The organism is Streptomyces sp. NPDC058470, assembly GCF_042721055.1.
Classification (GTDB): Bacteria; Actinomycetota; Actinomycetes; order Streptomycetales; family Streptomycetaceae; genus Streptomyces.
Genome location: NZ_JBHXMF010000083.1, coordinates 1 through 13,932, shown reverse-complemented (window position 1 = coordinate 13,932; position 13,932 = coordinate 1). Strand labels below are relative to the sequence as shown.

At 69.9% G+C, this 13,932-nt stretch carries 10 protein-coding genes; 5 read left to right on the top strand and 5 right to left on the bottom strand.

What is annotated here, in order from left to right; genetic code table 11:
* Positions 1 to 409 precede the first annotated feature (409 nt).
* Positions 410 to 4,600 carry a hypothetical protein gene (locus tag ACFWP7_RS38700; RefSeq protein WP_384391979.1) on the bottom strand — a complete coding sequence of 1,397 codons (4,191 nt, stop codon included), beginning with the start codon at positions 4,598 to 4,600 and terminating at the stop codon, positions 410 to 412.
* 186 nt (positions 4,601 to 4,786) lie between these two features.
* Here ACFWP7_RS38700 and ACFWP7_RS38695 point away from each other — a divergent pair, with 186 nt between their 5' ends.
* The 5 genes from ACFWP7_RS38695 (at position 4,787) to ACFWP7_RS38675 (ending at position 10,293) form a co-directional block, all read left to right on the top strand.
* Positions 4,787 to 5,788, top strand: coding sequence for a helix-turn-helix domain-containing protein (locus ACFWP7_RS38695; protein ID WP_384391977.1), 1,002 nt, complete (start codon positions 4,787 to 4,789; stop codon positions 5,786 to 5,788).
* Positions 5,789 to 5,965: 177 nt separating this feature from the next.
* Positions 5,966 to 6,709, top strand: a complete 744-nt coding sequence (locus ACFWP7_RS38690; RefSeq protein WP_384391974.1) for an acetoacetate decarboxylase — start codon at positions 5,966 to 5,968, stop codon at positions 6,707 to 6,709.
* Positions 6,710 to 6,770: 61 nt separating this feature from the next.
* Positions 6,771 to 7,733, top strand: coding sequence for a 3-hydroxyacyl-CoA dehydrogenase NAD-binding domain-containing protein (locus tag ACFWP7_RS38685; RefSeq protein WP_384391971.1), 963 nt, complete (start codon positions 6,771 to 6,773; stop codon positions 7,731 to 7,733).
* Positions 7,734 to 7,879: 146 nt separating this feature from the next.
* Positions 7,880 to 9,382, top strand: a complete 1,503-nt coding sequence (locus ACFWP7_RS38680; protein ID WP_384391968.1) for a CoA transferase — start codon at positions 7,880 to 7,882, stop codon at positions 9,380 to 9,382.
* 80 nt (positions 9,383 to 9,462) lie between these two features.
* On the top strand, positions 9,463 to 10,293 hold the full coding sequence (locus ACFWP7_RS38675) for an aldo/keto reductase (RefSeq protein ID WP_384391965.1): 831 nt from the start codon (positions 9,463 to 9,465) through the stop codon (positions 10,291 to 10,293).
* 25 nt (positions 10,294 to 10,318) lie between these two features.
* Here the strand turns inward: ACFWP7_RS38675 and ACFWP7_RS38670 are convergent, their stop codons facing one another.
* The 4 genes from ACFWP7_RS38670 to ACFWP7_RS38655 form a co-directional block, all read right to left on the bottom strand.
* Complete coding sequence (locus ACFWP7_RS38670) at positions 10,319 to 11,176, bottom strand: DMT family transporter (protein WP_384391962.1); 858 nt, start codon at positions 11,174 to 11,176, stop codon at positions 10,319 to 10,321.
* A 126-nt stretch (positions 11,177 to 11,302) separates the two neighbouring features.
* Positions 11,303 to 12,082 (bottom strand): GntR family transcriptional regulator, encoded by a 780-nt coding sequence (locus ACFWP7_RS38665; protein ID WP_384391959.1) that lies wholly within the window; start codon positions 12,080 to 12,082, stop codon positions 11,303 to 11,305.
* Between the two features lie 122 nt (positions 12,083 to 12,204).
* Positions 12,205 to 13,167 (bottom strand): SIS domain-containing protein, encoded by a 963-nt coding sequence (locus ACFWP7_RS38660; protein ID WP_384391956.1) that lies wholly within the window; start codon positions 13,165 to 13,167, stop codon positions 12,205 to 12,207.
* Positions 13,168 to 13,171: 4 nt separating this feature from the next.
* On the bottom strand, positions 13,172 to 13,932 hold a 761-nt coding region (locus tag ACFWP7_RS38655; RefSeq protein WP_384391954.1), incomplete at its 5' end, for a PfkB family carbohydrate kinase.

Below are 13,932 nucleotides of genomic sequence, written 5' to 3'. Positions count from 1 at the left end.
TTATTTTTAAATAATATACTTTTTTCTTTTTGTTTCCCAAACCTGGGTGTTGGGGGGGGGGGGTGGGTTGGTGCCCCCACACGCCCCCACACCCCCCCGGCCCTGGCCGGATACTCGGACTCCCGGTGAACCATCCGATCTCTCCAGACCTGTGCGCGAGATCGGTTCCCTACGACGCGAGGTCGCCCGGGGTGGGAAGTGTGCTCCGTGGCGGACTGGCCCATTCCGTGGTGACCGACGTCAGCGCGGCACGGCTGGTTCTTGATGCGCATGCGCAAATCAATCGATGACGGTCGGCCGTGTACAAAGACACGGGGCGGGAAGCGGCCTGGGCTAATCGGCCGGGGGCTGGGGGGGGGCGTCCCCCTCCCCCCCCCCCGCGGGTTGGGTGGTGGGGGCCAACAGGTCATCAGTAGGAGAACTGCTGGATCTGGCTGCCGTCCGGACCGTAGGTCCAAGCGGTGCGGGTGGTCGGATCAAGCTGGATCGAGGGGTCCTGCACGCCGTGCAGGAGCAGACCGCCCCGGCCTGTGACGATCAGGCCGTTCAAGGTGCGGATCACCTCTCCTGTGGTCAGGTCGACGACCGCTATCTGGCTGGTCGCGTTGTTGTCGGACACGACACCCTGCTGGGAACCGAAGTACACAGTGCCCTCCGGGGCCGCGAACGACACCAGGGCGAGGTGGTGGACGCCGTCCACGGCGAGCGACACGGGCGTGCCCTTGCGCAGCGCGAAGGCGTCACCGGTGGTCTGGGTCTCCTCGTCGTACGTGGTGAGCGTGGCGGTCGGCGCGATCTTGGTACTGATCGCGGTGGCGGACACGCTGTAGAGGGTGCCCGCATCGTCCGAGGCGATGCCGTGACCGCAGGCCGAGATGGAACCCGATGTGGTCACGGTTGCGCTGTCGAGGTTCACCCGGGCCGGGGCGACACCGCCGAGGCAGATGATGTTCGTGGCGATCTTGCCCAGGAACACGTCACCGGTGGACTGGTCGATGTCCAGCAGGCTGTACGTACCGGTCGGGATCTTGCCGTTGTTGTCGGCCTGGATCAGCTCGCCGGTGGTGCCGGTGGCCAGGTCGACAGGGAGCACCGAGTCGGTGTTGTCCACCTTGGCGCGCAGCAGTACGGCGGCCCGGTCGCGCTTGGCGTCGACCCGTCCAGTGACCACCAGGTACTCCGCGGCCCGCAGGGTCGAGCTGCCGACGAGCGTGTCGGTCACGGTGTCCCAGGTCTCCAGCCGGACATCGCCGCCGACCGCGCTCACGTGCCCGAGGAGCACCCGGTGCGCGTCCGGGGCAACGCCGATCACCTGGTAGTCCGAACCGCTGCCGGGGTCCGAGGTCAGTACGGCTCCGTAGGCGCCGGTCGAGGTGGAGTAACGCCGCACTTCGGTGCCGCCGGCGGTGGTGCGCAGGGCAGCGATGGAGTCCTTGCCCGCGGCGCTGAAGCTCAGCACCGTACTGCCGTCGGGGGCGAGGCCGTCGTCAACGGCCAGGTTGGAGACGGATGACGCCTGCCCGATGACCCGCTGGTGGCCGTCGAGGGCGAGCACACGCACGCTGTAGGTCGCGGAGGTGGTCAGGCCCAGGGACAACGCGTCGAGACGGGCGGTGCCGGAGGTGGCCGACAGCTCCTTACTGACGGTGGAGGGCGTGTCCGCTCCGTCGTTGTCCAGCGCCGAGCCGTTGGCGTTGCCGAAGGTGTTCAGCGAACCGAACAGCGTCGGGGCCGGGGCGGAGAACTCGACGATCGCGGACTTCGCGCCGGAAACGCTGCGTACGTCGTAGCGAAGGCGGAAGTCGGGGGCGGTGCGGGTGACTTCGGCGGTGTGGCCGTACGGGGCGCCGCTCCCGGTCGTGGCGATGGTCGGCGCGTCCGGCCGGGTGGCGGCGGTGCCGCCGGCGATCCGGATCGGGGCGAACTCGCTGTACTTGGTGAGGCTGGGGTTGCCGCCGAAGCCGGACAGGGCGATACCGATGCCGTAGATCCCGCCACCGCCCTTGAAGGCGTCCGCGGGGATGGTGACGGTGCCAGTGGTCGCGGTGAGGCTCTGGTGCCAGGCGGCGGAGAAGATCGGGCCGAGGACCGGGTTCCAGTGACCGACGGTGGACACCACCAGTTCGGGGGCGGTCGCCGTGGTGACACCGGTGAGGTCGTAGGAGACGGTGACCGCCTTCCCGGCCTCGGCGGTGGCGGGCGCGAGCGGCGCGGTGGACTCGACATAGCGGCCGTCGCTCGGGCCGATGGCCAGGGTGCGGTGCACGGTGGCCTGTGTCCTGCCGCCGATCTGCACCTTGAAGGTGAGTTCGATGTCGCGGTCGGTGGTGGAGACGACCGGAAGCCCTGCCGCCGAGAGCAGCTGCCGGGGCGTCACGCGGATCGCCGGGGTGTCGGAGGAGAAGGTGACCGGACGGTCGGCGGCGACGGTGAGCGTGTACCGGGGCTTGGCGCCCTGCGGAAGGCCGGTGACGTCGGCGGCGAAGGTCACCGGGCCGACCAGTCCCTCGCCGTTGCCGCCGGAGGCCATGTCACCGAGGTCGATACGGTTCTGGTCGGTGGTCTCCAGAAAGGTGCCGCCGAGCGCGCCCACGGTGACCCGGTGGGCGACGGAGAGCCGCACGACCGAAGGCCCGTCGCTCTTCAACTTGCCGCCCAGCGCCTTCTCGGTCGCAGCGGTGACGTCGATCTGCGGTCCGACGTGCAGGGTCCGGTCGATCTGCGGCGGGCTCTCGACCGCGCGGCCGGTCTTCTCCAGCAGGTCCCTGACCTGCTTGGGGCTCAGGTCACGCCCGGCCAGTCGGCCGGCCTGGAGCACGACCGCCGCGGCCGCGGCTATCTCGGGCGCGGACGCCGACGTACCGCCGTTGAACACCGCGGTGACGGCCTGCGCGCTGCCGCCTCCCTTGTGCTGGAAGGCGATGATGTTGTCGCTCGGGGCGGAGAGGTCCACCCGGCTGCCGAAGCCGGAGGCGAAGCTGCCGAAGCCGCTGATCCTGGTCTCCGCGAAGGTGCCGGTATCGGCGTACGGGCTGCTGGAGTTCGCCGGTACGGCGAGTGTGTCGTCCAGGGTGGTGCCGCCCGCGGCGATGGCGCCGGTGTCGGGCACCTTGGACGGGGTGGTGGTCAGCGCGACGTCGTCGATGGTGGTGGCGGAGGCGGCGTTCGGGGCCGTGTCGGTGGGGGTGCTGCCGCCGTCGGGGCCGACCGCGGCGGGGGTGTAGAGCCGGGTGCCGTCGTTCGAGGAGATCGACACCACGATGCCGTCCTTCTGGACGATGGAGGCGACCACGGACCGCACGAAGGGGTCGTCCTCCAGATAGCGGCCCGGGAATCCGACCGAGTCCGTGCCGAAGCCGAGGCTGGCGGTGATGACGTCGGGGCGGGGCGACTGGTGGGCGGCGGCCAGCAGCGCGCCGGCTATCTGCTCGATCGTCGGCTCCTGGGGGACGACCAGCCGGTAGTCGGCCCCCGGGGCTATGCCGAGCAGGTCGGTGTATCCACTGCCGAGGGCGTCCTCGCGCTGCTGGTCGTGGGGCAGCGGGGCCATGACGCCGAAGTCGAGGAGCACTTCGCCGAGCGAGGGGTCCTGGTTCTTGGTCGAGGCGGACGGGTCGAGGGTGCCGTCGCTGCCGGCCACGTAGGTGGGGATCAGCGGCATCGACGGCAGGTCGAGGTACCGCTTCCCGTCCTTCAGCACCGTGGTCGGGCCATAGCCCTTGACGTAGTTGTCCCCGGCATCCGCCATCGACTGGTCGGTGAGGTCGCCGATGGACACGTTGGTGATGGTCTGGCCGGTGCCGGGCAGTTGGCCGTAGCCGTCCTGGAGAGTGGAGAAGGCGCCCACGGCGTTGACTCCCCCTGCGTTGAGGAACGCCTGGGCGGAGGAGGACACGGCGTAGTTCGACGGTACGTCGGCGGGGTCGGCTCCGGCGCCGGGGGTCGTCGCGGGGGCGATCGCGGCACCGGGGGTCGTCGCGGCACCGGCCGAGGTGGGCAGCGGCTGCGCTCCGGCGTTCATGGTGTTCACGTAGCGGTTGGGTTCGGCGTACGCGATTCCGGAGGCGCCCTGAAGGTCACTGGCGACGGCCGTGGAGTCCTGCTCCTTGACCTTGACCACGTAGGTACGCGACAAGTCGGGAGCTTCGGCTCCCAGTTGGTCGCGTGCGGCCGCGGTCAGGGAGCCGGTGTCGGCCGAGGACAGCGAGGGCAGCAGCGGCTGCAGGGAGATGGCGCCCACCGCGTGCAGCTTGGTGTCCAGCGCTTTGTCGCTGGTCTGCGGCGCGCGGGCGTCCAGTTGGCGCTGGGCCTTGCCGGAGAGGGCGGCCCCGGTGACCGAGGTGTCCGGGTCCAGGGTGACCAGCACCTGGCCCGGCACGACTCCCTGGCGTTGCGCGGGCGGCTCTGCGGCGCCCTTGACGGCACCGTCCAACGGCGTTTTCCCGGTGGGCGGTTGCTCGGAACCCGAGGGCGCGGGGGAAGCGACGGGCACGGGCGACGGAGCCGCGGACGCGGTGCCGGTGACGACGGCGGTGGCCAGCGCCGCCAGGGCGAGAGCCGCGGCGGTGTGCCGCCTGTGTCGGGCATGCGCTTGGAGCACGGGCAGGCCTTTCCGGTTCAGCACGGCAGGCTGCCTGGCGGGACGCACTGCCGCATACGGGGGTAGGCGACGCGCCGCCTTCTTACTGATGGAAGATGTCAACCGAGTCGGAAGTGACACAAGGCAATCTTGGTGGCCGAAGTACGCCGGGTGGCGGACAGTCGCCACCTGCACGGCGGAGGGTTCATGGGACTTAACGTGCTGGGACTTACGGAGGAAACAGAGCACGTCTACACGGCCCTGGTGGAGCATCCACGCTGCACCGCCTCCGAGTTGGCGGAGACCTGCAAACTGTCCCCGGCCAGCGCCGGACGGTCGCTGTCGGCACTGGTCAAAGAAGGCCTCGCGACCCGGACCACCGGACGGCCGCCCCGCTTCTCCGCCACCGCCCCCGACGTCGCGGTCACCGCTCTGATAGATGAGCAGCAGCACCGCCTCGACGAAGCACGTTCACTGGTGCATCAGTTGATGGCGACCTACCGGGAGGCCGCGCGGATCACACATCCCGAGATGGCCGTGGAACTGCTGACCGAGCGCGACGACATCAGCTCGGCGGTCGGCCGGCTGACGGCCGACGCCCGGCACCAACTGCGGGCGTTCGACCGCCCGCCCTATGTCGACCGCCCGGGGAGCCGCCTCGACCACCAGATCGAGCGCCAACGGCACGGTGTGGCCCACCGGGTGATCTACGACCGGGAAGCCGTGGCCTGGCCGGGCAGGATGCACGACGACATCGCGCCCAGTATCAGAGCGGGCGAAAAGGCCCGGGTACGCCCCGAGTTGCCGCTGAAGCTGGTGATCAGCGACAGCCAGGCGGCCATCATCCCCTTCAGCCTCGCGGCCGGCGGTCAGTCGGCGGCCTACCTCATCCACCAGTCCCCCATGCTCGTCGCGCTGGAGTCCCTGTTCGAAGCCGAATGGGAGCGCGCCGTCGCCCTGCCGGACGCCGGAGACCCTCCTGCCGACGACCCGACACGGCAGCCCGGAACCGTTCCCGTCCAGCCGGATCCGGACATCCGCTCCCTGCTGGCCCTACTCGCCTCCGGCCTCACCGACGCGGCCATCGCCCGCTCACAGGGCTGGAGCGAGCGGACCACCCAGCGACGGATCCACCGGCTGATGAGCGAACTCGGCGCCTCGACACGCTTCCAGGCCAGCCTCACGGCGGCCCGCCGCGGCTGGCTCTGACCACCCGGGCCCGCCGCGGCCCCCTGAGCGCCGACTGCCTCCAGACGTCAGTATGGATGTGCAGGAATACGTCACTCCGATTTATCGTTGCAGGCAGTAACAAGTTGCATATAGCAACTACTAGGTCCGGTCCGGCAGAGAGTTCCTGGCAGCCGAGAAGAGAGAAAGGCGATCCTGATGCGCGCGGACGACGTCGTGCGGTCTCTGACCACTCCCCTGAACGCCCCTGCCTTCCCGACAGGCCCCTACCGGTTCACCAACCGCGAGTACCTCAACATCACTTACCGCACCGACCCGCAGGCCCTCGCCGCCGTCGTACCGGAACCGCTGCGTGTTCCCGAACCCTTGGTGCGCTTCGAGGTGATGCGCATGCCCGACGTGACGGGGCTCGGCGACTACACCGAGTCCGGCCAGGTCGTGGCCGTCGAGCACGAAGGTGAGTGCGGCGAATACAGCCTGGCCATGTATGTCGACAGCTTCCCTGCCATCGCCAGCGGCCGCGAGATCAGCGCCTTCCCCAAGAAACTGGGCGCGCCGCGGCTGTACGTCGACTCCGACACCCTGGTCGGCACCCTCGACTACGGAAGCCTGCGCGTCGCCACCGCCACCATGGGCTACAAGCACCGTCTTCTGGACCCCACCGAGGCCCGCGACGAAGTCACCCTGCCGACCTTCATGCTCAAGAAACTGCCGGGCTACGACGGCACCCCCCGCATCTGCGAACTGGTCCGCGCCCAGATCTCCGACGTGACCGTCAAGGGCGCCTGGTCAGGGCCGGCACGCCTGCAACTGTTCGCCCACGCGCTCGCGCCGCTGTCCGACCTGCCCGTACTCGAAGTCGTCTCCGCGAGCCACATCCTCGCCGACCTCACCCTGGGCCGCGCGGAAGTCGTACACGACTACCTCGCCCGACCCGCGTAACCCTCGCGTTCCGGGTCAGCCGCACTCGTAAGACCGCCCCTTCCTCAGAGAGGACCCTTCCATGACTGAAACCACCGACGCCGCCGGAATCCGCCGCGTCACGGTCGTCGGCGGAGGCGTGATCGGCGCCTCCTGGGCCGCACTGTTTCTCGCCCACGGACTGGAGGTCACCCTCAGCGACCCCCAGCCCGGCATCGACACCCAGGTACGGGAACTGATCGACGGCACCGTGCCCGTACTCCAAGGCCTGGGCCTGGAGACAAAGGACCTCACCAAGAACCTCGGCTTCGAACCCGACCTGGCCGGCGCCGTGCGTGAGGCCGACCTCGTACAGGAGAACGGGCCCGAACGGCTGAACGTCAAACAGGAGATGTGGCGAACGATCGAGGAGAACGCGCCGGCCACCGCCCTGTTCGCCACCTCCACCTCCGGGATTCCGGCCACCGACATCGCCACCGTGCTGCGCCGACCGGAACGTCTGGTCGTGGGCCACCCCTTCAACCCGCCGCATCTGGTCCCGCTCGTGGAGATCGTGCCCGGTGAGCGCACCAGCGAGGAAACGGTGGAGCGTGCCCGTGCCTTCTACACGGCGCTGGGCAAGAGCCCCCAGGTGCTCCGCAAGGAGGTTCCCGGCTTCGTGGCCAACCGTCTGCAATCGGCAATCTTCCGGCAATGCGTCCACCTGGTCGCCGACGGAGTCGTCACCGAACAGGAGCTGGACGCCATCGTCACCTCCTCCATCGGGTTGCGCTGGGCGGTCGCGGGACCGTTCCAGACGTTCCACCTCGGTGGAGGGCAAGGAGGCCTGGAGCACTTCGTCACGCACCTGGGCCCCGGCATGGAGAAGCGCTGGGACCAGATGGCGCGTGAGCACGTCGCCTTCGACGACGCCACCGTGGAGACCCTGAGCGAACAGGCGCGGAACTTCGGCGCCGGGATCGACGAACTGGCCGCCGAGCGCGACCGCAAGCAGGTCCTCCTGATGCGTGCCCTCTCCGAGACCCCCGACGCGCACGAGGCGTAGGACGCGATCGAGTGCAGACCGAGGCGCACCGGGCGTAGCACCGCGATCCAGCTCAGCCCAAGGCGCACCAGGCCTGGGACGGCGGTCACGCAGTCCCGCGCGGCTTGGTGTCATCCCCTCTTCCCCTTTGTGGAAAGTCCCCCACCATGAACTCGCTCACCGAGAAGATCTCGCAGGTCGTAGCCCATCCCCTCACCGGCGACGACGACTTCGACATCCACCACGCCCTGCACGACGTCCTGGCCGACATCGGGATGCGGCCCGAGGACAGCGGCGGCGCGATCACCTTCCTTGGAACCGACCCGATCGTCCCCTCCATCCTCCGTCTGGGAGCAGTTCCGGCACTGGGCATGACCGCCAAGTCCGTGGCCCTCGCGTCGATGTGGCGACACCGCGGGGGTGAGGGGCAGGACATCACCATGGACCTGCGGAAGGCCCCGCATCGCCTGTGCCCCTTCTACGACAAGAAGTGGGAGAAGCTCAACGGGTTCAGCCCCGGCCGCCCGCATGACCCCGACAACCCTTTCAGCCTGCGGTTCTACGAGACCCGCGACGAGCGCTGGGTCATGCCGCTCAACCTGTATCCGAAGATCAAGGACGCCACGCTCCGGCTGCTGGGGACCCACCCGGACGAGGCCGCCGTCGCGGAAGCCATCCGTACGTGGGACGCGGCCGACCTGGAACAGGCCGGCGCGGACGCCGGTGTCGTGATGCCGATGCTGCGCACGACCGAGGAGTTCCTCACCGAACCGCAGTACCGGGACCACCTCGCCCACGAGCCACTGATCAGGATCGAGAAGATCGGCGACAGCGAGCCCGAACCCCTGCCGGCGGGAGTTTCCCAGCCCCTGGACGGTCTGCGTGCGCTGGGAATGGGACACGTCATCGCGGGCGCGGGCATCGGCCGCGACCTCGCCCAGCACGGCGCGGACGTCCTGAACCTGTGGCGTCCCACCGAGTGGGAGAACGACGTCACGTACTACACCGCGAACGTCGGGGCGCGATCGGCCACTGTCGACCCGTACTCCCCCGAAGGCCAGAGCCGCATTCGCGATCTCCTGCGCGAGGCGGACATCTTCTACGCCAACCGCCGGCCCGGCTTCCTGGAGAAGATCGGGCTGTCCCCCGAGGAGGCCACGGCGGTACGTCCGGGCCTCGTCTACGCGACCGTCAGCCTGCACGGTGACAGCGGCCCCTGGGCCGACCGCGTCGGCTTCGACCAGACCGCCGGCTGCGTCAGCGGGGTGATGCTCCGGGAGGGAACTGCCGGGCGCCCTGCCCTGCCACCCATCGGTGTCGTCAACGACTACGTCCTGTCCTGGCTCGCCACCACCGGAATCATCCGTGCCCTCATCCTCCGGGCCACCCAGGGCGGCAGCTACCGGGTCAGCCTCAGCCTCAGCCGGGTGTCCGCCTGGATCCTCAGCCTCGGTGTCTTCGACCGTGCCTACGCCCACGAAGTCGCCGGCACCGGCGGTCCCGACTCGCCGCACGCCTACCTGGATCCCGACCAGTTCACCGCCCAGACCCCCTGCGGCCACTACACCGGCGTCACCGACCAGGTCGTCATGTCCGCCACCCCGGGCCGCTTCCGTACAGTGCTCGTACCCCGGGGCAGCGGCGCCCCCACCTGGCTGCCACAGGCCTGACCGGGTCACCGGCCCTGCCCGCTGCACCCAGCGCAACGACTCACCGCTTGTACCGCACAGCAACATGGGAAGGCCCTTCCGTGATCAGTATCCCCGCGCACAAGCTCAACGACGGTTCGAAGATCCCGGCCCTCGGCCTGGGCACCTATCCAATGGACGACGCGCAGGCGGAGCAAGCCGTCGGCGAGGCGCTGGACATCGGCTACCGCCTCGTCGACACGGCCACCAACTACCGCAACGAGACCGGTACCGGGCGCGGCGTCGCCCGCAGCGACGTCCCTCGCGAGGAGATCGTCGTCACGACGAAGCTGCCCGGCAGGCATCACGGGTACGAGGAGACCCTCGCGTCCTTCGAGGAGTCCCGCAGCCGGCTCGGTCTGGCGTACGTGGACCTCTATCTGATCCACTGGCCGCTTCCCCGCGTCGGCAAGTACGTGGAGTCCTGGAAGGCGATGGTCAAACTCCGCGCCGAGGGCCTCGTCCGCTCGATCGGGGTCTCGAACTTCACCCCGGAACACATCACGCGGCTGGAGGAGGAGACCGGCGTCCTGCCCTCCGTGAACCAGGTCGAACTGCATCCCTTCTTCCCGCAGGAGGAGTTGCGGGCCTTTCACGCCGACAAGGGCATCCGCACGGAGAGCTGGACTCCCTTGGGCCACAGCACCGACCTGCTGGACACCCCCACCGTCGTGAAGGTGGCCGAGGCCCATGGCGTGACGCCGGGGCAGGTCGTGCTGCGGTGGCACACGCAGTTGGGTGCGGTCCCCATTCCCAAGTCCGCTGACCCCGGTCGCCAACGCGAGAACCTCGACATCTTCGGCTTCGAACTGACGCCCGCCGAGCTGGCGGCCCTCTCCGGCCTGCCCTCGCGGCGTATCGGTGGAGATCCCGAGGTGCACGAGGAGTTCTGATTCCGCGCGCCCGCGAGGTGAGTGGCTACCCCGTGACCTGGCGAATGTGCGGCACCACACGGGTCAGCCGCAGCACGCCCCACAGAATCGCCGCGGTCCCGATCGCCTCGGGGAGCAGCCACCAGCCGGTACGGACCGTCTCCCCGAACAGGGTGACGCCCAGGATCAGACTGACCGTCGCGTCACCGATGGTCAGCGCGGGCTGCGAGGCCGCCAGGGCGCCGGCCTGCAGCGCGTTCTCCAGCAGCAGGATCGCGCTGACGCCGGTCAGCGCGAACCCGTAGGTCTGCCAGGCGCCGAGGAAGGCGGTGAAACCGTCGTCGGCGAGGGTGCCGGTGGCCGACTTCAGCAGCGCGGCGGTCAGGGCGTTGCCGACGGCGGACGCCGATCCCAGCACGGCGGCCCGGAACAGCGGCTGATGCCCCGGACGGGCCACGGCGACCAGTACGCCCATCGCTCCCAGGCACAGCACCAGCGCCGGGATCCACCTCACCATGGAGGCCTGGTCGTGGGCCCCCGAGGGGGCGGCCGAGCCGAGGACCAGGGTGAGGCCGGCGACCACCCCGGCGACGGCCCACCAGCCCGCACGTGGCAGACGTCTGTGCAGCAGCGGAATGGCGATCAGCAGGGCCAGCGGCAGCTCCAGGATGAACAGGGGCTGCACCAGTGCCAGTGGCCCGTTCACCAGAGCCAGGGCCTGGAAAACCGCGGCTGCGACGACCCCGGCGATCCCGATCAGCCAGGCCGGACGCCGAGCCAGGTCGAACATCAGGCGCAGCCCACCGCCGCGCGCGACGGTGGACGCCGCCTTCCGCTGAAAGGCGGTACCGGCCGCGTTGCTGGCGGCCCCCAGGACAGCGAACAGCACAGCCAGCACGATCACCCCTCCACCATGCCCGTAGAAAGGCCATGAGGCCTTCGGGGAGGCGCCGACCGGCGGGCTCGGCACACGCCTCGCGCCGGGTCCGGCGTTGCCTCGCCGGGGCAAGGGGAAATCACGAGGAGGCGGTCACGACGTGTAGTGGAAGCGCACCCTGCTCCCGAGCCACGCGGTCCGTGTCGTCTCCAGCAGGCGGCCGTCTTCGAGGCGGGCCACGGACCACACCACGAACAGCGGCGCGTCGAGGGTGGTGTTCAGCAGGCGGGCCTCATGGGAGTTGGCCGCGCCGACTTCGAGATAGTGGTTGGCGTCAGCGGGGACGAGCTCGAAGACCTCGCGAAGCGTCCGGGACAGGGAGCCGTCGACGAGGAGTCGATCGGACAGTCCGGGCGCCACGGGCTCGGGGACCCACGAGTCCGTCAGCCCGATCGCGCGGTCGTTGACCACGTGAAGCCGCTTGAGGTGAAGCCGCTTGACGGAGGCTTCCTCCGGGGTGATGAGCTTGATCAGCTCGTGGGGCTCGGGTTCGGCGGGCTCGTCGCGCAGTTGGACGGACTTCGCGGTCTGCCCAGCGGCGTGGAAACGGTCCCGCCACGGCGTGGTGAGTGCGAAGTCGTGCTGGACCGGTTCCGGGATGTCGGCGACGAAGGTCCCGGCGCCCTGTCGGCGCTCGACGTAGCCGTCCGCGGCCAGGGCACCGAGCGCCTGTCGGATGGTGATGCGGCTGACGCCGTAGAGTTCGGAGAGTTCACGCTCGGTCGGCAGCCGGTAGCCCGTCTGGAGTTCCTGGTCGATCTGCCGACGCAGATCGCGCTGCACCTGAGCCCAGGCGGGCATGGGCGATCTGCGATCAACCGGGTGCACGGACATGCGCCCCCGGTCGGTCGTCGCACCCTCGACGACGGACACGTACGGACTCCCCTCGGCCTTCGTGCGCCGCAGTCCACGTCGCACAATTGGTCTCAATATTAGCACCTATCGCGCGGGGCTCGTGGAGACGGCGGGGCGCGCGAAGGCGTACGACAGGTGGGTCAGGAGTCGAGTTTGATGTGCTTCGCGTCCATGTTCACCGCTCCGCCGCGGAATGGCGGACGACCCCACCGCAATGCCGCACCGTGGGCGAACCAGGTCCCGGCCACCGCCGTGGCGATGTCACGCAGCACGGCCGCGTCCGGCACATCGGGGTCCGTCAGCTCGCCGGCGTCGACCTGAACGACGGTCTGGCCGGTGGTACGCAGAGCCTCGGCCAGGCGGTCGAATCGCGGTCGGCCGTGCGGGCCGATGAGTTGCAGGGTGAGGTGCTGTTCGGGGCCGATGAAGTAGTCGACGTGGCCGCTCTCTTCCAAGGGCACGCTGCGCACCGCGATTCCGCAGGCTTCGATCAGCTTCAGGACCCAGAAGTCGGCTCCGCTGCAGAGTTCCGGAAGTGACAGGACTGACATGGCGGCCGGTACGGAATCGGGCAGGGCGCTCAACTGTGCCTCGACCGCCACGCGGATGCCGTCCAGGCTCTTCGCGAGGGCCCGGTTGAACGGCGAGGTGTCGACTCCGCAGACCGCGGCCACCCCTTGGGCGAGCATGACGTGTCCGGCGCAGGGGACTACTTCCTCCACGCGGAGCGCGGGCACCAACTGGACCTCGTCGGCGCTGTCCGCCAGCGGTGAGGACGCCTGCGAGGTGATGGCGACCGTCTTCAGCCCGGCGGTCCGGGCCATGCGCAGGGCCCGGACGGTGGCGCCGGAGGTTCCGGAGTGCGAGATGCCCACAAGGGTGTCGCAGGCGGCGGGCAGGGTCTCGCTCCAGGTGACATCCCCGGCCGACAGGGCGCGGTGGCCGAATCCGGTGGCGACCAGGCCGGAGGCCAACGAGTCCCCCGAGCCGACGAATACCGCCCGTCCCAGGTCGGGGACGCTGCCGACGGTTACCGGGGACACGTCCAGCAGAGCGGCGCGCAGCGCGGCGCTCACGGTGACGGGTACGGGTGTGGCGGACATGGTTCTAGTGCTCCTTGCGGGTGGTGATGCCGGGGAAGGGTCGTGCGATGGGGGTCGCCGCGGCGAGGGCCTCGTGGCCCCAGCCCGCCAGGGCGGTGCGGGCGATGCCGGTGCCGAAGAGGGCGGCCTCGACGGGATCGGCGCCGGCGGCGAGGGCGGCCACGACGGCGCCCGCGCAGGCGTCACCGGCGCCGGTGGTCTCCACGACGGAGACCGCGTGGTCGCGTACGGACCAGCTGCCGTCGGCGGTGACGACGTAGCTGCCCTCGGCGTCGAGGCGGGCGATCACCGGCAGGTCCAGCGCGGCCGCGAGTGACCTGGCGGCGCGGCGTGGGTCGGGGTCCAGCAGGCTCAACTGGACGCGGCTGGGCAGCAGTACGGTGGTCGCCGAGACCACCCGGCGCAGGTGGTCCAGGCCCTGTTCGGCGACCAGGGTCTGGTGCGGATCGAGACCGACCCGGGTCCTGGGGTCTGCCTCGGGCCGCTCGGTGGGGGACGACGCGACCAGCCCGTCGAGGCCGTCCCGGAAGCCGGCTGCCGGCGCGGGAAGTGACTCCCGCGGCTCCGACCCGGCGTGGTCGGGTCCTTCGAGTTCGGTACGCGCGGTCGTGTGCTGAGTGACGATGCGCCGTCCGCGGGCGGAGTTCAGGATCCACAACCGCGGCACAGTGGGTACCTGTGGGCAGTACTGCCGGTCGACGACCGGCGGGGGCAGCGTCCGCGCGCCCAACGAGGAGCGCTCGGGCGCGGGGCCGAGCACCCGTC